General features: G+C 64.6%; 20 protein-coding genes. 14 read left to right on the plus strand and 6 right to left on the minus strand.

Annotation, left to right across the window (positions count from 1 at the left end; genetic code table 11):
- Window position 1 precedes the first annotated feature (1 nt).
- The 5 genes from ACFMBG_RS03535 to mdh form a co-directional block, all read right to left on the minus strand.
- Entirely contained in the window at window positions 2–2953 is a 2952-nt protein-coding gene (locus tag ACFMBG_RS03535) for a 2-oxoglutarate dehydrogenase E1 component (protein ID WP_421053349.1), read from the minus strand.
- 238 nt (window positions 2954–3191) lie between these two features.
- Window positions 3192–4076 carry a succinate--CoA ligase subunit alpha gene (sucD, locus tag ACFMBG_RS03540; protein WP_222503489.1) on the minus strand — a complete coding sequence of 295 codons (885 nt, stop codon included), beginning with the start codon at window positions 4074–4076 and terminating at the stop codon, window positions 3192–3194.
- A 13-nt stretch (window positions 4077–4089) separates the two neighbouring features.
- A complete protein-coding gene (locus tag ACFMBG_RS03545) occupies window positions 4090–4917 on the minus strand; it encodes a glycosyltransferase family 25 protein (RefSeq protein WP_421053350.1) in 828 nt (275 codons plus the stop codon).
- Window positions 4918–4929: 12 nt separating this feature from the next.
- Window positions 4930–6123 (minus strand): ADP-forming succinate--CoA ligase subunit beta, encoded by a 1194-nt coding sequence (gene sucC / locus ACFMBG_RS03550; protein WP_421053351.1) that lies wholly within the window; start codon window positions 6121–6123, stop codon window positions 4930–4932.
- 297 nt (window positions 6124–6420) lie between these two features.
- Window positions 6421–7383 carry a malate dehydrogenase gene (gene mdh / locus ACFMBG_RS03555; protein ID WP_421053352.1) on the minus strand — a complete coding sequence of 321 codons (963 nt, stop codon included), beginning with the start codon at window positions 7381–7383 and terminating at the stop codon, window positions 6421–6423.
- Window positions 7384–7541: 158 nt separating this feature from the next.
- Here mdh and ACFMBG_RS03560 point away from each other — a divergent pair, with 158 nt between their 5' ends.
- The gene (locus tag ACFMBG_RS03560; protein ID WP_421053353.1) at window positions 7542–8297 is read left to right on the plus strand and encodes a sulfite exporter TauE/SafE family protein; all 756 of its coding nucleotides are present in this window, start codon (window positions 7542–7544) and stop codon (window positions 8295–8297) included.
- Window positions 8298–8374: 77 nt separating this feature from the next.
- On the opposite strand, the gene ACFMBG_RS03565 is transcribed toward ACFMBG_RS03560, so the two are convergent.
- Window positions 8375–8689 (minus strand): hypothetical protein, encoded by a 315-nt coding sequence (locus ACFMBG_RS03565; protein WP_421053354.1) that lies wholly within the window; start codon window positions 8687–8689, stop codon window positions 8375–8377.
- A 349-nt stretch (window positions 8690–9038) separates the two neighbouring features.
- Between ACFMBG_RS03565 and ACFMBG_RS03570 the strand changes: the two genes are divergently transcribed.
- From ACFMBG_RS03570 to ACFMBG_RS03630, 13 genes are all read left to right on the plus strand, one after another.
- Window positions 9039–9893, plus strand: a complete 855-nt coding sequence (locus ACFMBG_RS03570; RefSeq protein WP_421053355.1) for an HpcH/HpaI aldolase/citrate lyase family protein — start codon at window positions 9039–9041, stop codon at window positions 9891–9893.
- A 34-nt stretch (window positions 9894–9927) separates the two neighbouring features.
- Window positions 9928–10476 (plus strand): NnrU family protein, encoded by a 549-nt coding sequence (locus ACFMBG_RS03575; RefSeq protein WP_421053356.1) that lies wholly within the window; start codon window positions 9928–9930, stop codon window positions 10474–10476.
- A 22-nt stretch (window positions 10477–10498) separates the two neighbouring features.
- Complete coding sequence (locus ACFMBG_RS03580; protein ID WP_019297062.1) at window positions 10499–10702, plus strand: DUF1737 domain-containing protein; 204 nt, start codon at window positions 10499–10501, stop codon at window positions 10700–10702.
- The gene (locus ACFMBG_RS03585) at window positions 10702–11733 is read left to right on the plus strand and encodes a MaoC family dehydratase (RefSeq protein WP_421053357.1); all 1032 of its coding nucleotides are present in this window, start codon (window positions 10702–10704) and stop codon (window positions 11731–11733) included. Before ACFMBG_RS03580 ends, ACFMBG_RS03585 begins: the two co-directional genes overlap by 1 nt.
- A 124-nt stretch (window positions 11734–11857) precedes the next feature.
- On the plus strand, window positions 11858–12559 hold the full coding sequence (locus ACFMBG_RS03590) for a DUF1194 domain-containing protein (RefSeq protein ID WP_421053358.1): 702 nt from the start codon (window positions 11858–11860) through the stop codon (window positions 12557–12559).
- Window positions 12560–12753: 194 nt separating this feature from the next.
- Window positions 12754–13137, plus strand: a complete 384-nt coding sequence (gene sdhC / locus ACFMBG_RS03595) for a succinate dehydrogenase, cytochrome b556 subunit (RefSeq protein ID WP_174146112.1) — start codon at window positions 12754–12756, stop codon at window positions 13135–13137.
- Window positions 13138–13153: 16 nt separating this feature from the next.
- On the plus strand, window positions 13154–13525 hold the full coding sequence (gene sdhD / locus ACFMBG_RS03600; RefSeq protein ID WP_421053359.1) for a succinate dehydrogenase, hydrophobic membrane anchor protein: 372 nt from the start codon (window positions 13154–13156) through the stop codon (window positions 13523–13525).
- Window positions 13526–13544: 19 nt separating this feature from the next.
- Window positions 13545–15350, plus strand: a complete 1806-nt coding sequence (gene sdhA / locus ACFMBG_RS03605) for a succinate dehydrogenase flavoprotein subunit (RefSeq protein WP_421053360.1) — start codon at window positions 13545–13547, stop codon at window positions 15348–15350.
- A gap of 11 nt (window positions 15351–15361) precedes the next feature.
- Window positions 15362–16141 (plus strand): succinate dehydrogenase iron-sulfur subunit, encoded by a 780-nt coding sequence (locus ACFMBG_RS03610; protein ID WP_421053361.1) that lies wholly within the window; start codon window positions 15362–15364, stop codon window positions 16139–16141.
- 112 nt (window positions 16142–16253) lie between these two features.
- Window positions 16254–16523, plus strand: a complete 270-nt coding sequence (locus tag ACFMBG_RS03615; RefSeq protein WP_421053362.1) for a hypothetical protein — start codon at window positions 16254–16256, stop codon at window positions 16521–16523.
- Window positions 16524–16568: 45 nt separating this feature from the next.
- On the plus strand, window positions 16569–17279 hold the full coding sequence (locus ACFMBG_RS03620; RefSeq protein WP_421053363.1) for a ZIP family metal transporter: 711 nt from the start codon (window positions 16569–16571) through the stop codon (window positions 17277–17279).
- A gap of 105 nt (window positions 17280–17384) precedes the next feature.
- Window positions 17385–17570, plus strand: coding sequence for a hypothetical protein (locus tag ACFMBG_RS03625; RefSeq protein WP_421053364.1), 186 nt, complete (start codon window positions 17385–17387; stop codon window positions 17568–17570).
- Between the two features lie 67 nt (window positions 17571–17637).
- Window positions 17638–17835, plus strand: a complete 198-nt coding sequence (locus ACFMBG_RS03630; protein ID WP_421053365.1) for a hypothetical protein — start codon at window positions 17638–17640, stop codon at window positions 17833–17835.
- Window positions 17836–17934: the final 99 nt, after the last annotated feature.

The raw sequence follows: 17934 nt of genomic DNA on the forward strand, positions 1-17934 counted from the left end.
CTCAGATGCTCAGCGCTTCGTTCACGAGGGCTGCTTGTTGGGCTTTGTGTTCGCTGGCCAGGCCGGTTGCGGGCGAGGCCGAAGTGGCGCGGCCGGCATAGAGCGGCCGGGTGTGCTTGGCGCCGATCCGGGTCAGCACCCATTCGATGTTGGGCTCGATGAAGGTCCAGGCGCCCTGGTTCTTGGGCTCTTCCTGGCACCAGACCATCTCCGCCTGCTTGAAGCGTTCCAGCTCCTTCACCATCGAGATCGCCGGGAACGGGTAGAACTGCTCGATCCGCATCAGGTAGACATCGTCGATGCCGCGGGCGTCGCGTTCCTCCAGCAGGTCGTAATAGACCTTGCCGGAGCACATGACGACGCGCTTGATCTTGTCGTCGGCGACCAACTGGGTGTCGGAGTTGCCTTTCTGGGCGTCATCCCACAGCACCCGGTGAAAGCTGGAGCCGGTGGTGAAGTCCTCTGCGTTGCTGACCGCCAGCTTGTGGCGCAGCAGCGACTTGGGGGTCACCAGGATCAGCGGCTTGCGGAAGGTGCGGTGCAGCTGACGGCGCAGGATGTGGAAGTAGTTCGCAGGGGTGGTGCAGTTGGCGACGATCCAGTTGTCCTGGCCGCACATCTGCAGGAAGCGTTCCAGGCGGGCGGAGGAGTGCTCCGGCCCCTGGCCCTCGAAGCCGTGCGGCAGCAGGCAGACCAGGCCCGACATCCGCAGCCACTTCGATTCACCGGACGAGATGAACTGGTCGAACATGATCTGGGCGCCGTTGGCGAAGTCGCCGAACTGGGCTTCCCACAGGGTGAGCGCGTTCGGTTCGGCGAGCGAGTAGCCGTATTCAAAGCCCAGCACCGCGTATTCCGACAGTGCGGAGTCGATCACCTCGTACTGCGACTGGCCCGCGCGGATGTGGTTGAGCGGGTAGTAGCGCTCCTCGGTCTCCTGGTTGACGATGCCGGAGTGGCGCTGCGAGAAGGTGCCGCGGGTGGCATCCTGGCCCGCCAGGCGCACCGGGTAGCCTTCCAGCATCAGCGAGCCGAAGGCCAGCGCCTCGCCGGTGGCCCAGTCAAAGCCTTCGCCGTTCTCGAACATCTTGCCGCGGGCCTCCAGGAACCGGCCGACGGTGCGGTGCAGCGGGAAGCCATCCGGCACCCGGCTCAGCGCATTGCCGATCTCGGCCATGGTCTCCGGTTCGATCGCGGTGCGGCCGCGCTGGTAGTCGGCGTCCTTCTTGTCCAGATGCGACCAGCGCCCGTCCAGCCAGTCGGCCTTGTTGGGCTTGTAGTCCTTGCCGGCCTCGAACTCCTCGTTCAGGTGCGCCTGGAAGGCGGCCTTCATGTCCTCGATCTCGCCTTCGGGGATCAGCCCGTCCTTGACCAGCCGGTCGGTGTAGAGGGTCAGGGTGGTCTTGTGGCCCTTGATCTTCTTGTACATCAAGGGGTTGGTGAACATCGGCTCGTCGCCTTCGTTGTGACCGAAGCGGCGGTAGCAGAAGATGTCGATCACCACGTCCTTGTTGAATTTCTGGCGGAATTCGGTCGCCACTTTGGCGGCGTGCACCACTGCCTCCGGGTCGTCGCCGTTCACGTGGAAGATCGGCGCCTCAACCACCAGCGCGTTGTCGGTGGGGTAGGGCGAGGAGCGCGAGAAATGCGGCGCGGTGGTAAAGCCGATCTGGTTGTTCACCACGATATGCATGGTGCCGCCGGTCTTGTGGCCGCGCAGGCCCGACAGGGCAAAGCATTCCGCCACCACGCCCTGGCCGGCAAAGGCCGCATCGCCGTGCAGCAAGATCGGCAGCACCTGGGTGCGGTCGCTGTCGCCCAGCTGGTCCTGCTTGGCGCGGACCTTGCCCAGCACCACAGGGTTCACCGCCTCCAGGTGCGAGGGGTTGGCGGTCAGGCTGAGGTGCACGGTGTTGCCGTCGAATTCGCGGTCGGAGGACGCGCCGAGGTGGTATTTCACGTCGCCGGAGCCGTCCACGTCCTCAGGCTTGAAGCTGCCGCCCTGGAATTCGTTGAAGATCGCCCGGTAGGGTTTCTGCATCACGTTGGCGAGGATGTTGAGGCGACCGCGGTGCGGCATGCCGATCACGATGTCCTTGACCCCCAGCGCGCCGCCGCGCTTGATGATCTGCTCCATCGCCGGGATCAGGCTTTCGCCGCCATCGAGGCCGAACCGCTTGGTGCCGGTGTATTTGACGTGCAGGAACTTCTCGAAGCCCTCGGCCTCGACCATCTTGTTGAGGATCGCCTTGCGGCCCTCTCGGGTGAAGGTGATTTCCTTGTCGTAGCCTTCGATCCGCTCCTTCAGCCAGGCGGATTGCTCGGGGTCGGAAATGTGCATGTACTGCAGCGCGAAGGTGCCGCAATAGGTGCGCTTCACGATGTCGACGATCTGGCGCATGGTCGCGACCTGCAGGCCCAGCACGTTGTCGATGAAGATCGGCCGGTCCATGTCGGCATCGGTGAAGCCATAGGATTTCGGGTCCAGCTCCGGATGCGGGGTGGCGGCGCGCATGCCCAGCGGATCCAGATCAGCTGCCAGGTGGCCGCGGATCCGGTAGGCGCGGATCAGCATCAGGGCGCGGATCGAGTCCAGCACCGCGCGCTGCACCTGGTCGTCGGTCAGCTCGACGCCCTTGGCGGCGGCCTTGGCCTTGATCTTCTTGCCCGCCGCCTTGGCCTCGACCGGGACCGGCCACTCGCCGGTCAGCGCGCCGGTCAGGTCATCGGCGGGCATCGGCGGCCAGTCGCTGCGCGCCCAGGAGGGGCCGTTGGCGTCAGCCTTCACGTCCAGCTCGGCATCGCCCATCTGGCGGAAGAACTCGGCCCAGGCGGCATCCACCGCGTTCGGGTCATTGGCGTACTGGGCGTAAAGCTGCTCCAGATACTCCGCATTGTGCCCCTGCATGAATGAGGAGGCGTGGAAGAGGTCGTTGGGGCTTTGGTCGGTCATTTTGGTGCCTCTTGCGGGTTGGGACCGTATTCGTTCTGGCCTTAGGCCACTCCCTGCAGGGTGGTGCGCGGGAGTTTCAAATGGATGAAGGGGCCGCAGAACCTTGCGGCCAATCCGGCGGGGCGCGCCGTCTTGGCGGCAAGGTCCCTCAATGAAAGAGCTGCCTTGGCAGGAGGGGATGCCCGGCGGAGACCGCCGGGCATTGTCCGCTTTGTGGTATGCAAAGCGGAAAGCTGCATTACTTGCCGATCGCTTTCAGAACCGCTTCGCCCAGGCCGGCCGGGCTTTCGGCGACCACGATGCCTGCGGATTTCATCGCTTCGATCTTGTCCTCGGCGCCGCCCTTGCCGCCGGCGACAATCGCGCCCGCGTGGCCCATGCGGCGGCCCGGAGGGGCGGTGCGGCCGGCGATGAAGCCGGCAACCGGCTTCTTGCGGCCCTTCTTGGCCTCGTCGGCCAGGAACTGTGCTGCTTCTTCTTCGGCGGAGCCGCCGATTTCGCCGATCATGATGATGCTCTCGGTCTCGTCATCGGCCAGGAACCATTCCAGCACGTCGATGTGCTCGGTGCCCTTGATCGGGTCGCCGCCGATGCCCACGCAGGTGGACTGGCCCAGGCCAACGTCGGTTGTCTGTTTCACGGCCTCGTAGGTAAGCGTGCCGGAGCGCGATACAACCCCGACGGTGCCGCGCTTGTGGATGTGGCCGGGCATGATGCCGATCTTGCAGGCGTCCGGGGTGATCACGCCGGGGCAGTTCGGGCCGATCAGCACCGACTTGGAGTTCTCCAGCGCCCGTTTCACCTTCATCATGTCCAGCACCGGGATGCCTTCGGTGATCGCCACGATCACTTCCATCTCGGCGTCGATCGCCTCCAGGATCGAGTCGGCGGCAAACGGCGGCGGCACGTAGATGACGGAGGCGTTGGCCTCGGTCACGTGCTTGGCTTCATGCACGGAGTTGAAGACCGGCAGGTTCAGGTGGGTCTGGCCGCCTTTGCCGGGGGTCACGCCGCCGACCATCTTGGTGCCATAGGCGATGGCCTGCTCGGAGTGGAAAGTGCCCTGCGAGCCGGTGAAGCCCTGACAGATAACCTTGGTGTTTTCGTCGATGAGGACTGCCATGTTGTCGGTTCCTTCAAGCGGTATGTGTCTGTTGGTTCTGTGGGGTGGCCAAAGCGCGGCCGTCGAAGCGGATTTTTTCGAGGGTGGCCCGCCCCAAGACCACACTGGGAAGTATTCGGAAGCCGCCGCGGAACTCGTAGATCCCGCGGCGGAGTTTCTGGCGGACCAGCGGCCAGCCCTTGGGCCGGTGGCGGGCCGGGCCGATGGCGTGCTCGTCCGGGGCCTCGTTGCCCTGTTCGGCAAGCGCGGGCTGGACCTGGTAGACCTTGATGCCGCGCGCAGGCAGCGAGGCGTCAAAGTTGAACAGGAGGTTGTCCAGCGTGATTTCGAACGGGCGGCTGTCCAGCAGGTGCTGCGCCGCCCGGCGGGAGATCACATAGGCCGCACCGCCTGCATGGCGGGACAGCAGCTGGCGCACCTCGCGGCCCAGATGGGAAAAGCCGCCCTTGCCAAGCGCCACCTGCAGCTTGCGGCTGCGCCAGCGCTCGAATTTGACGATGCCGGCATCCGCAGGCCACCAGGACAGATCCGCCAGCCAGGCGCCGGTATCGGGCGACAGGAAGACGTCATCCTCCAGGATCAGCGCCGCACCGGCGTCTGACGCCAGAAATGCCTCCCAGGCCTTGGCATGGCTGAGGGTGCAGGCCATGTCCTTGGTCTGGAAGTAGCCCCAGTTGCCCTCGGGGCTGCACTGCTTGAGCATCTCCTCGCGGCTGACCTGGGTACTGTCCACCGCGTCCACCCGCGTGGCCGTGAGCCCGGCCTGATCCAGCTCCCGCTGCATCAGCTCCGCCCGGCCCGTGGCCTGCCGCAAGCCTATGAGGTAGACAGCCGCCTTCACCGGATCAGGCCCTTAGCCCTTTACCGCCTTCACGATCTTCTCGGCGCCGTCCTTGAGGTCGTCGGCGGCGATCACGTCGAGGCCGGAGGTGTTGATGATCTCCTTGCCCTTCTCGACGTTGGTGCCCTCGAGGCGGACCACCAGCGGCACCTTCAGGCCGACTTCCTTGACCGCGGCAACCACGCCCTCGGCGATCACGTCGCAGCGCATGATGCCGCCGAAGATGTTGACCAGGATGCCTTTGACGTTTTCGTCCGAGGTGATGATCTTGAACGCCTCGGTCACCTTCTCCTTGGTGGCGCCGCCGCCCACGTCGAGGAAGTTGGCAGGCTCCGCGCCGTAGAGCTTGATGATGTCCATGGTGGCCATCGCCAGGCCCGCGCCGTTCACCATGCAGCCGATCTCGCCGTCCAGCGCGATGTAGTTCAGGTCGTACTTGGAGGCTTCCAGCTCTTTCGGGTCTTCCTCGGTGGTGTCGCGCAGCTCGGCCACGTCGGGGTGGCGGTAGACCGCGTTGCCGTCAAAGCCGACCTTGGCGTCCAGCACCTTGAGGTTGCCGTCGTCGCCGATGATCAGCGGGTTGATCTCCAGCATCTCCATGTCCTTCTCGACGAAGGCCTTGTAGAGCTGGCCCATCAGCTTGACGCACTGCTTGACCTGGGCGCCTTCGAGGCCCAGCGAAAACGCGATGCGGCGGCCGTGGTAGGGTTGGTAGCCGGTGGCTGGGTCAACGGAGAAGGACAGGATCTTTTCCGGGGTGGCGGCGGCCACTTCCTCGATGTCCATGCCGCCCTCGGTGGAGCAGACAAAGGAGATGCGCGAGGTCTGGCGGTCCACCAGCAGCGCCAGGTACAGCTCGGTTTTGATGCCGGAGCCGGCCTCGATGTAGATGCGGTTCACCTGCTTGCCCGCCGGGCCGGTCTGATGGGTGACCAGGGTGCGGCCCAGCATCTTCTTGGCTTCCTCGGCGGCTTCCTCCACCGATTTGGTCAGGCGCACGCCGCCTTTCTCGCCGGCATCCGCTTCCTTGAAGGAGCCCTTGCCGCGGCCGCCCGCGTGGATCTGCGCCTTGACCACCCAGAGCGGGCCATCGAGTTCACCGGCGGCGGTTTTGGCTTCCTCGGCCTTCAGCACCACGCGTCCGTCGGACACCGGGGCACCGTAGCTGCGAAGAAGGGCTTTGGCCTGATATTCGTGGATGTTCATCTGAAACTGTCCCGTCTGGCTGCAATTGTCTGTCGTTCAATAGGCCGTGTTAAAGCCAAGTGTTAAAGGCTTATTTGACGGGAAGCAGGGAAATGGGGAAGATTTTCAAGTTTTGTGATCACAGGTTTTGGGGGTGTGATCACAATTTACCGGAGGCTTAACGGCGGTGATTCGAGGCTGACCCCAAGGGCTGCGCCCGCCGCATCATAGGCCAAAAGCGTCAGCCGCAGGAACCGCGGCAAAAGAAAAGGGCCCGCCTGAAGCGGACCCCGTTTGCAGTGCGTGGTGCTGCAGCGCTTAGGCCAGCGACGCGTCGATGCCCTTGCAGGCCTCGACCAGGCCCTTCACCGCGTTGACCGAGTTGTCGAACATGGTCTGCTCTTCTTCGGTCAGCTGGATGTCGACGATCTTCTCGATGCCGCCGGCGCCGATCACGGTGGGAACGCCCACATACATGTCCTTGACGCCGATCTCGCCGGTGCAATAGGCGGCGCAGGGCAGCACGCGCTTCTGATCTTTCAGATAGGCCTCGGCCATTTCGATGGCGCTGGTGGCCGGCGCATAGAAGGCGGAGCCGGTTTTCAGCAGGCCGACGATTTCGGCGCCGCCGTCACGGGTGCGCTGCACGATGGCGTCCAGGCGCTCCTGGGTGGTCCAGCCCATCTTGACCAGGTCGGGCAGCGGGATGCCCGCGACGGTGGAGTAGCGCACCGACGGCACCATGGTGTCGCCGTGGCCGCCCAGCACGAATGCGGTGACGTCTTTCATGGAGACGCCGAACTCCTCGGCCAGGAAGTGGCGGAAGCGGGCGGAGTCCAGCACGCCGGCCATGCCGCAGACCTTGTTGTGGGGCAGGCCGGAGAATTCGCGCAGCGCCCAGACCATCGCGTCCAGCGGGTTGGTGATGCAGATCACGAAAGCGTTCGGCGCGTGGTCGCGGATGCCTTCACCCACGGATTTCATCACCTTGAGGTTGATGCCCAGCAGGTCGTCGCGGCTCATGCCCGGCTTGCGCGGCACGCCGGCGGTCACGATGCAGACGTCGGCGCCTGCGATGTCCTCATAGGACTGGGTGCCCTTGAGGGAGGCGTCGAAACCTTCCGAGGGACCGGATTCTGCGATGTCCAGCGCCTTGCCTTCGGGGATGCCTTCGGCGATGTCAAAGAGAACAACGTCGCCCAGTTCCTTGAGGGCTGCGAGGTGCGCGAGGGTGCCGCCGATCTGACCTGCGCCGATGAGGGCGATTTTGGGTCGTGCCATTGGTAAATGTCTCCGGTCCGGTTGAAATTTCCTGATGCCTACGGCCTATCCGCCCCCCGTGCAAGGGTTCTGCGCTGCGGCATAGGGTGCGGTATACTTGCGTATGCCGCAGTGATACCGCTAAACGGTCTTTAATTCAGGGCTTTCAGGAGCGGGCAATGGCGGCATTTGATGCGATGTTTTTCGTTTTTGCCATTCCTGCGGTCGTTTTTGCGGGCGTCTCCAAGGGCGGGTTCGGTTCCGGCGCGGCCTTTGCCTCGGCGGCGATTCTGGCGCTGGTGCTGGAGCCTGGAATGGCGCTGGCGCTGATGCTGCCCTTGCTGATGCTGATCGACGTGGCCACGCTGAAACCCTATTGGGGGCGCTGGAACATGGGGGCCGCGCTGCTGCTGATCGCGGGCGGGCTGCCGGGGGTGGCGCTGGGGGCGTGGCTCTATACCTCGGTGGACGCCGATGCGATGCGGGTGCTGATCGGCGCGGTGGCGGTGGGGTTTGTGCTGTGGCAGCTGCGCGCCCGGCTGGGGCTGCGGACCGTTGCGGCGCGGCCGCTATCGCGGCTTGCGGGGCTCGCCGCCGGGCTGGCGGTGGGCTTCACCAGTTTTGTCAGCCATGCGGGCGGGCCGCCGGCCGCGGTCTATCTCCTCAGCCTCAAGTTGCGAAAGACCGAGTATCAGGCCAGCACGGTTCTGATTTTCTGGGCAATCAACATCGCCAAGGCGGTGCCCTATGCGGGGCTTGGGCTGTTCACACGTGAAACCCTGATGCTTGATCTGATGCTGGCGCCCTTTGCCCTGCTCGGGGCCTGGCTGGGCGTGAAGCTGCATCACGGCATTCCAGAGCGCTGGTTCTTTGCGCTGACCTATGTGCTGCTCATGGTGACCGGCAGCAAGCTGATCTGGGACGGGCTGGCCTGAAGCCCCCTTCGGGCGCAACCCGCCGTGGCGTCTCCGGCCACTGTAACCGCGGCCTGGAAACCTGCCTCAATAACTGCTCAGACGTCGCTGTCTGTGTTTGGCAGTGCTTCTGCGAGCACTTCGTAGGACTGGCCGGAGGCGACCAGGCAGGTCATGCCGTTGGGCGTGGTCACGGTGATGGTCCAGCTGCCGGTCTCGTCCGAGGCAAAGGTCTCCATCACCAGGCCCTGCTGGCCCATGCCGATGCTCTGGCGGCTTTCGCCGTATTTCTCGGCCAGGCGTTTCACCACAGTGTCGCGCGGGGCGCAGTTGCGGCTTTGCGCGGCGGCGGGGGCCGCGGCCAGGGTCAGGGCGGCCAGGATGGCCGGCAGTGCAAGTGTTGTCCTTTTCATCTCGTTTTACCCTTTCCGGAACGGCCGGACAGGGCAGGGTGCCGGATGGCAGCCCCCGTATCCCTGAGCGGGCCGGTGTGTGACGCAATACATGATGCAGGCCGCATGCCTGCGGGCAGCAGGGGCGGCCTGAGGAGGCGGCGGAGGTCCTGTGCCTTGGTACCCTCCACTGTGCCTGTCAGGTGCTGATAAGTGGTTAACCCTAAGTGCGCCCCAAAAGCACGCGCGTTTTCAAGGGTTTGCTGTAATTGCGGGGAAAGTTACGCTGCGCTGCGGCGGAATTGTGCTTGAAAGTATACAATCGAATCTGTACCGCTTTACGCAATAAAATAACTTTTGGAGAGCTTGCATGGACCCGCGCGCGCGCCCTTACCGTTCGGTTTTGTATATTCCCGGTTCCAAGCCGCGCGCGCTGGAAAAGGCCAAAACCCTGCCGGTGGACGCGGTGATCTTTGACCTGGAAGACGCGGTGTCGGTGGATGAAAAGCCCAATGCCCGCGCGACCTTGGCGCAAGCGCTGGAGGCAGGCGGCTTTGGCGCGCGGATGAGGATCGTGCGGATCAACGGGCTGGATACCGAATGGGGCCGCGAGGACGCCATCGCGGCGGCCAGGATGGATTGCGACGCGATTCTGCTGCCCAAGGTGAACGCGCCGGAAGATCTGGACGCGCTGGCGGAGATCACCGGGGACATCCCGCTGTGGGCGATGATGGAGACCCCGCGAGGAATGCTGAATGCCGCCGCCATTGCTGCGCACCCCAAGCTGCAGGGCATGGTGATGGGCACCAATGACCTGGCCAAGGAGCTGCAGACCCGCTACCGGCCTGACCGGATGCCGATGATGGCGGGGCTGGGCCTGTGCCTGCTGGCGGCCAAGGCCGAGGGGCTGGTGATCATTGATGGTGTTTACAACGCCTTCAAGGACGCCGAAGGCCTGGCAACCGAATGCGCGCAAGGCCGCGACATGGGCTTTGACGGAAAGACCCTGATCCACCCGGCGCAGGTGGAGGTGGCCAATGCCGCCTTTGCCCCGACCGAGCGCGAGATCGACACCTCCCGCCGCCAGATTGCCGCATTTGAAGAGGCGCAGGCCGCAGGGCAGGGTGTTGCCGTGGTCGATGGCAAGATAGTCGAGAACCTGCACGTCGTGACGGCGCGTGAGATCCTGGCAAAAGCGGATGCAATCGCCGCGCTTTCCGCCTAGCTGTTAACCCGGTTAACAGCATTGGGAGACTGATATGGCGCTTTTGATCCTGGGACTTCTGTTGTGGTGGGGCGGCCACCTGTTCAAACGGCTGGCGCCGGACATGCGCGCCTCGATGGGCAATGGCGGGCGCGGCCTGGTGGCGCTGGTGCTGATTGCCGGCGTGGTGCTGATGGTGCTGGGCTACCGCGGCATGGAGTTCATCCACGTCTGGGCGCCGCCGTCCTTCATGGTGCACATCAACAACCTGATGGTGCTGATCGCGATCTGGATGATGAGCCCGGCGCCCAAGAAAGGCGCGCTGCTGAACGGCATGCGGCATCCGATGCTGGCGGGCTTCAAGCTGTGGGCCGTGGCGCATCTGCTGGTCAATGGCGATCTGGCCTCGATCATCCTGTTCGGCGGCCTGCTGGCCTGGGCAGTGGCTGAGGTTATCGTGATCAACCGCTCCGAACCGGAGTGGCAGCCGGGTCCCAAGGGCACCATCGCCAAGGATGCGATGTTCTTTGCCGCTTCGATTGTTCTGTTGGGGGTGATCGGCTACGTCCACGGGATGATCGGGCCGTCGCCCTTTCCGGGATAGGCCCTGAGCAGGATAGGAAGCCATGAAACTGTACCGATTTTTGTCCGAAGACGACACCTCTGCCTTCTGCCACAAGGTGACCGATGCGCTGAACAAGGGCTGGGAGCTGCACGGCAGCCCGACCCAGGCCTTTGATCCAGTCAAGGGGATCATGCGCTGCGGCCAGGCGGTGGTGAAGGAAGTGGATGGAACCTACACCCCTGAGACCAAACTGGGAGAACACTGATGGCCAAGACCAATCCGGGCCGGTTTTTCGAAGACTACACCGTTGGCGAGGTGATCCGCCACGCGGTGCCCCGCACGGTGTCGGGCGGCGAGCGGGCGCTGTACCATGCGCTCTACCCGGCGCGCCACGCGCTTTATTCTTCGGATGAATTTGCCCGGGCCTCTGGTCTGCCCTCGGCGCCGCTGGATGATCTGGCGGCCTTCCACGTGGTGTTCGGCAAGACAGTGCCGGACATCTCTTTGAACGCGCTGGCGAACCTCGGCTATGCCGAGGGCCGCTGGCTGCTGCCGGTCTATCCCGGCGACACGCTGCGGTCCGAGTCCGAGGTGATCGGCCTCAAGCAGAACTCCAACGGCAAGTCCGGCGTGGTCTATGTGCGCACCCGCGGTCTGAACCAGCGCGATGAATGCGTGATGGAATACGTGCGCTGGGTGATGGTGCGCAAACGCGATCTGGATGCGCCGGCGCCGGAGACGGTGATCCCGGAGCTGAACAAGGTGATCCCGGCGGAGCAACTGGCGGTCCCTGCGGGGCTGGATTTCAGCAACTACGATTTCACCCTGGCCGGCGAGCCGCACCGCTGGGGTGACTATGAGGTGGGTGAGACCATCGACCATGTGGACGGAGTCACTATCGAGGAAGCCGAGCACATGATGGCGACCCGCCTGTGGCAGAACACCGCCAAGGTGCATTTCGACAATACCGCGCGCCCCGATGGCACCCGGCTGATCTATGGCGGCCATGTGATCTCGATGGCGCGGACGCTGAGCTTCAATGGCCTCGCCAATGCGCAGATGATCGTCGGCCTGAACGGCGGGGCGCATGCCAACCCCTGCCTGTCCGGCCTGACGGTGCGGGCCTGGTCGGAGGTGCTGGACAAGGCGGATACGTCCGCACCGGGGGTTGGCGCAATCCGGCTGCGGCTGGTGGCCACCAAGGGCGGCGAGCCGTTCCAGCTGAAGGGCGAGGACGGCAAGTACCTGCCGGATGTGCTGCTGGATCTGGATTACTGGGCGCTGATGCCGAAGTGACCGGGCAGGGGGCTTTGCCCCCTCGCGCCGCTGGCGCTCACCCCCAGGATACTTTCAGCCAGAAGAACAGGGGGCTGGCAGAAATGTGATGACCCTTGGTGCGATTGCCGCTTAAGCTGACGCCATGCGGGTTTTGCAGCTTCTGGTATTCTCCATGCTCTCCCTCTGGCCGCTGCGCACGGCGGCCTGCGATCTGGCATTGGTGCTGGCGGTGGATGTCTCCGGCTCGGTCGATGCCGATGAGTACCGCATTCAGATGGACGGGCTGGCGGCGGGGCTGCGCGACGGGGTGGTGTCCGAGGCGCTGGTCAAGGCCCGCGCCCAGGTGCTGCTGATGCAGTGGTCCGGGGAGTCGCGCCAGGAAGTGTCGCTGCCCTGGGTGGAGGTTCGGACGTTCGCTGATGTCGAGGCGCTGGCGCAGCGGATCGAGCAGGCGCCGCGGCCCTGGCGCAATTACTCAACCGCCGTGGGGGAGGCGCTGTTCCTGGCATTGGAGCAGTTTCCGGCAGTGGCGCATTGCAAGCGCCGGGTGATTGACGTCTCCGGCGACGGGTTCTCCAACGAGGGGGTCGAGCCGCGGGCGGCACATGCGGCCCTGGCGGCGGCCAATGTGACAGTGAATGCCATCGCCATCGAGCAGAGCGAGCCGGATCTGACCGCTTATTTCTTCGAGAATGTGATCCGCGGCGAGGGGGCCTTTGTGGTCTCTGCCGCGAGCTTTGCCGACTACCCGTCGCGCATTCGCAAGAAGCTGGTGCGGGAGGTTGCACGGCAGACCGCGGCGCTGCCTGCGGGCGCGGGGAGGGCGGTTGTGTCTTTGCAGTGATTTGCAGAAGGGGCCCTGATTCTGCAAAAAATTTTCAACCGGCAGATTTGTGATCACTAATTATTTGCTGTGATCACAAGCCGTGGCGTTTTAGCGCCAACAGGCCAGAAACCTGCCGTTTTTAACCGTTCCTTCGGGTGACACGCCGTAAAAATCGGCTAAAACGTCGTCAGCCAACCTGAAAAGGAGCCAACATGGCCGATGTCAATCGGGGCAACCGCCCGCTTTCGCCGCATTTGCAGGTCTACCGCCCGCAGCTGACCTCCGTGACGTCGATCCTCACGCGGATCACCGGCAACGCGCTGATCGTCTCGGCGCTTCTGATCGCCTGGTGGTTCCTGGCCGCCGCAACCTCGCCCGAATACTTCGCCACCGCCAACGGTCTGCTGACCAGCTGGTTCGGCGATCTGGTGATGACCCTGTCGGTGCTGGGCCTGTGGTATCACACGCTGGCCGGCATCCGGCACCTGATCTGGGACAACGGCTATATGCTGGACCTGGAGCAGGCCGAGAAGCTGGGCTGGATTGTCGTGATCGGCTCGGCGGTTCTGACCGTACTCACCATTATCATCGTCTAAGCTGAGGACACACGCGATGCGATATCTGACTGACCGCAAGCGCGCCGTTGGCATGGGCGCAGCAAAATCCGGAACCAGCCACCACTGGTCGATGCAGGTGAGTTCCATTGCCCTGCTGATCCTGGTGCCGCTGTTTGTTTTCACCTTTGGCTCGGCGCTGGGCGGCTCTTATGAAGAGATCACTGCCTATTACTCCCGCCCGTTCCCGGCGCTCGTGGCGGCGCTGACCATCTGGGTCGGCATGATGCACTTCAAATCCGGTGCTCAGATCATGATCGAGGACTATGTCCACGGCTTCAAAGGCCGCCTGACGATCATCCTGGTCAACTGCCTGTCCTATGCCGTCGCCGTGACCAGCGCCTATGCGCTGATCCGCCTGGCCCTGTAACGCTCCGAGGTCTTTTTCAATGGCTGCTTACGAATACGAAACACATGAATATGACGTGGTCGTGGTTGGCGCCGGCGGGGCTGGCCTCCGCGCGACGCTGGGCATGGCTGAGCAGGGGCTGCGCACCGCTTGCGTGACCAAGGTGTTCCCGACCCGCTCCCACACCGTGGCGGCGCAGGGCGGCATCGCCGCGTCCCTGGGCAACATGGGCCCGGACAGCTGGCAGTGGCACATGTATGACACCGTCAAGGGTTCCGACTGGCTGGGCGACACCGACGCGATGGAATACCTCGCGCGCGAAGCGCCCAAGGCGGTGTACGAACTGGAGCACTACGGCGTGCCGTTCTCGCGCACCGAGGAAGGCAAGATCTATCAGCGCCCGTTCGGCGGCCACACCACCGAATTCGGCGAAGGCCCCGCAGTGCAGCGCACCTGTGCCGCCGCCGACCGCACCGGCCACGCGATCCTGCACACGCTCTATGGCCAGTCGCTCAAGAACAATGCGGAATTCTATATCGAGTATTTCGCCATCGATCTGATCATGTCCGACGACGGGCAGTGCCAGGGCGTTGTATGCTGGAAGCTGGATGACGGCACCATGCATGTCTTCAACGCCAAGATGGTGGTGCTGGCGACCGGCGGGTATGGCCGGGCCTATTTCTCGGCCACCTCGGCGCATACCTGCACCGGCGACGGCGGCGGTATGGTAGCGCGCGCAGGGCTGGCGCTGCAGGACATGGAGTTCGTGCAGTTCCACCCGACCGGCATCTACGGCTCCGGTTGCCTGATCACCGAAGGCGCGCGGGGCGAGGGCGGCTACCTGACGAACTCCGAAGGCGAACGCTTCATGGAGCGCTATGCGCCCCAGTACAAGGACCTGGCGCCGCGCGACTATGTCTCGCGCTCCATGACCATGGAGATCCGTGAGGGCCGCGGCGTGGGCGCCGAGGGCGACCATATCCACCTGAACCTCAGCCACCTGCCGGCCGAGGCGCTGGCGGAGCGGCTGCCGGGCATTTCCGAGAGCGCCAAGATTTTTGCCGGCGTGGATGTCACCAAGGAGCCGATCCCGGTTCTGCCGACCGTGCACTACAACATGGGCGGCATCCCGACCAACTACTGGGGCGAGGTGCTGAACCCGACCGCGGACGATCCGACTGCTGTGGTGCCGGGCCTGATGGCCGTGGGCGAGGCCGGCTGCGCCTCGGTGCATGGCGCCAACCGGCTTGGCTCCAACTCGCTGATCGACCTGGTGGTCTTTGGCCGTGCCTCCGCCATCCGGGCGGGCAAGGTTGTGGACGCGGATGCGGCGAACCCGGTGCTGAACCAGGCCTCCGTCGACAAGGCGTTTGACCGTTTCGATACCCTGCGCAACGCCAATGGCGGCATCCCGACCGCGGATCTGCGCCTGGAAATGCAGAAGTGCATGCAGGCAGACGCGGCGGTGTTCCGCACCTCCAAGACCATGGCGGAAGGCGTCGAGAAGATGACCGCGATTGCGGCCAAGCTGGATGACCTGAAGGTGACCGACCGCTCGCTGGTCTGGAACTCCGACCTGATGGAGACGCTGGAACTGACCAACCTGATGCCGAACGCGCTGGCCACCATCGTTGGCGCCGAGGCGCGCAAGGAAAGCCGCGGTGCGCATGCGCATGAGGACTTTACTGAGCGTGACGACGAGAACTGGCGCGTCCACACCGTCTCCCGCGTGGAGGGCAACAAAGTTGAGCTCAGCTACCGTCCGGTGGTGGTCGATCCGCTGACCACCGAGGATGAAGGCGGCATCAGCCTCAAGAAAATCGCGCCCAAGGCGCGGACGTTCTAAGGAGACAGACAATGGTTCAATTCAGCCTCCCGAAGAACTCCAAGATCACCACCGGCAAGACCTGGCCCAAGCCGGAGGGCGCCAGCAATGTGCGCAAATTCAAGATCTACCGCTGGAACCCGGACGACGGAAAAAACCCGCAGGTCGACACCTATTTCGTCGATATGGACAGCTGCGGCCCGATGGTTCTGGACGCGCTGATCAAGATCAAGAACGAGATCGACCCGACCCTGACCTTCCGCCGCTCCTGCCGCGAGGGGATCTGCGGCTCCTGCGCGATGAACATCGATGGCATCAACACGCTGGCCTGTATCTACGGCATGGATGAGATCAAGGGCGATGTGGCGATTTACCCGCTGCCGCATATGCCGGTGGTCAAGGACCTGATCCCGGACCTGACGCATTTCTATGCCCAGCACGCCTCGATCATGCCGTGGCTGGAGACCAAGACCAACCGCCCGGCCAAGGAGTGGAAGCAGTCCATCGAGGACCGCAAGAAGCTCGATGGCCTCTATGAATGCGTGATGTGCGCATCCTGCTCGACCTCCTGCCCGAGCTACTGGTGGAACGGCGACCGCTACCTTGGCCCGGCCGCGCTGCTGCATGCCTACCGCTGGATCATCGACAGCCGCGATGAGGCAACGGGTGAGCGCCTGGACCAGCTGGAAGATCCGTTCAAACTGTACCGCTGCCACACCATCATGAACTGCGCCAAGACTTGCCCCAAGGGCCTGAACCCGGCCAAGGCGATTGCGCATATCAAGAAGATGATGGTGGAGCGCACCGTCTGACAGGCACTGCCGGATCCGCAAGGATCCGCCGCCCTGCGGCGATGAAAATTGCATGGCCCCCGGTTTCCTGCGAAACCGGGGGCATGTTTTTGGCAGGTATTGGAATTCGGGCATGAAACTCCTGGGAATTGCCTTGGGCGCGCTGACTGCCCTGGCGGGCTGCATGACGGCCACCGACCACGACCGCATCGGCGCCCAGCTGGCGGCAACCGATGCCAAGATCCCCGGCTGTGCCGGCGCCGCGGGCATTACCGGCCAATACCGGGTGCGCACGGAGTTTCTGGGCCACGGGGCAGGGGCGACGGTGCTGCGCACTGTGCAGCCGGGGCCGAACGTGACCGAGGCGCAGGCGGCACAGGCGACGTCCTGCATCAACACCTGACGCATTCCGGTTGAGCTGCTGCTACGGCGGCCCTAGGCTGCCCCGATGCAACCGCATGTTTTTGCCATCCTTTTAGCCGGGTTTGCCGGGCTTTCGATGCCGCTGGGCGGGTTTCTTGCCTGGTGCGAGCATATCCGCAACCCGCTGCTGCGCGACGAGGTGCTGCACGCCATCGCGGCGTTCGGCGGCGGTGCGCTCACTTCCGCGGTGGCGCTGGTGCTGGTGCCGGAGGCGGCCGAGGCGCTGCCACCCGTGCTGGCGGTGCTGCTGTTCGCGGCAGGCGGCGGCGTGTTTTACCTGGCCGATACGCTGCTGCAGAAACGCGGCGGCAGCGGCGCGCTGCTGCTGGCGATGCTGCTGGACTACCTGCCCGAAGCGATGGCGCTGGGCGCGATGCTGGTGGCCGAAGCTGCCACCGCCAAGCTGCTGGCGCTGATGATCTTTTTGCAGAACCTGCCGGAGGGATTTGCCGCCTTCCGCGAGGTTTGGAGCGGCGACAGCCCGGCCTGGCACGTGCTGCTGGCGTTCCTGGGGCTGGCGGCTTTGGGACCGGCCTGCGCCCTGGCGGGGCTGATTTGGCTGGCAGAGGCCCATGCGGTGCTGGGCGCAATCATGATCTTTGCGGCGGGCGGCATCCTCTATCTGCTGTTTCAGGACATCGCGCCCAAGGCCCATTCCAGCCGCAGCAGCGTGCCCGCACTGGGCGCGGTTGCAGGCTTTGCCCTGGGCCTTGCCGGGCACTTGCTGACCATGTGACGCGCACCTTTGGTTACTGCATTGCAGCAAGTGCATGGCGTCCTTGCAGAAACGGCGGCTGTGCCTAGGGCGGGCAGGGGGTAGTTTGGCCCTTGAGGGAGGATCGTGCCAGACTATGGAGGCAATCCGATGAACCCGGTGAATTTGCAGCAGGACCCGAAAGACCAGGCCCGGCAGGCCGCGCTGGAGGTGCTGGAGCAGGCCTTTGCCTATTACACCCCGGAGCCGCTGCCCGCGGCGGCAGAAGCTGAAGCCGTGGACGGCGTGGTCGAATATTACCAGGCTGCCTGAGAGGCGGCTTGACAGGGGCAAACGGCTAACCGGTTGAGCCGGGGGCGGCAGCGGCGTAGACAGGGGCATGCCTGTTTTGCTGCTTCTCCTGCTGGGTGGTGTGATCGCCTACTTCCTGTGGCGCCGCCACGCCACCAGCCTGACCCGCAACTGCCGCTGGCGCCAGCAGCGCGCCCAAGGCCAGTGGCGCTGCAGCTATTGCGGCGCCGCGGAACCGGGCGAGACCGCCCCGCGCATCTGCCGCAACCCGCAGCGCAAGCGGTAACGGGGCACTCCCGCGCCCGCAGGCGCCCCGGCTGCGCCGGAGCCCCTTCCGTGCGGCCTTGGGGGGGGGGGGGGGGGGGGGGGGGGGGGGGGGGGGGGG

This window comes from Leisingera coralii, assembly GCF_049056525.1.
GTDB classification, from domain to species: domain Bacteria; phylum Pseudomonadota; class Alphaproteobacteria; order Rhodobacterales; family Rhodobacteraceae; genus Leisingera; species Leisingera coralii.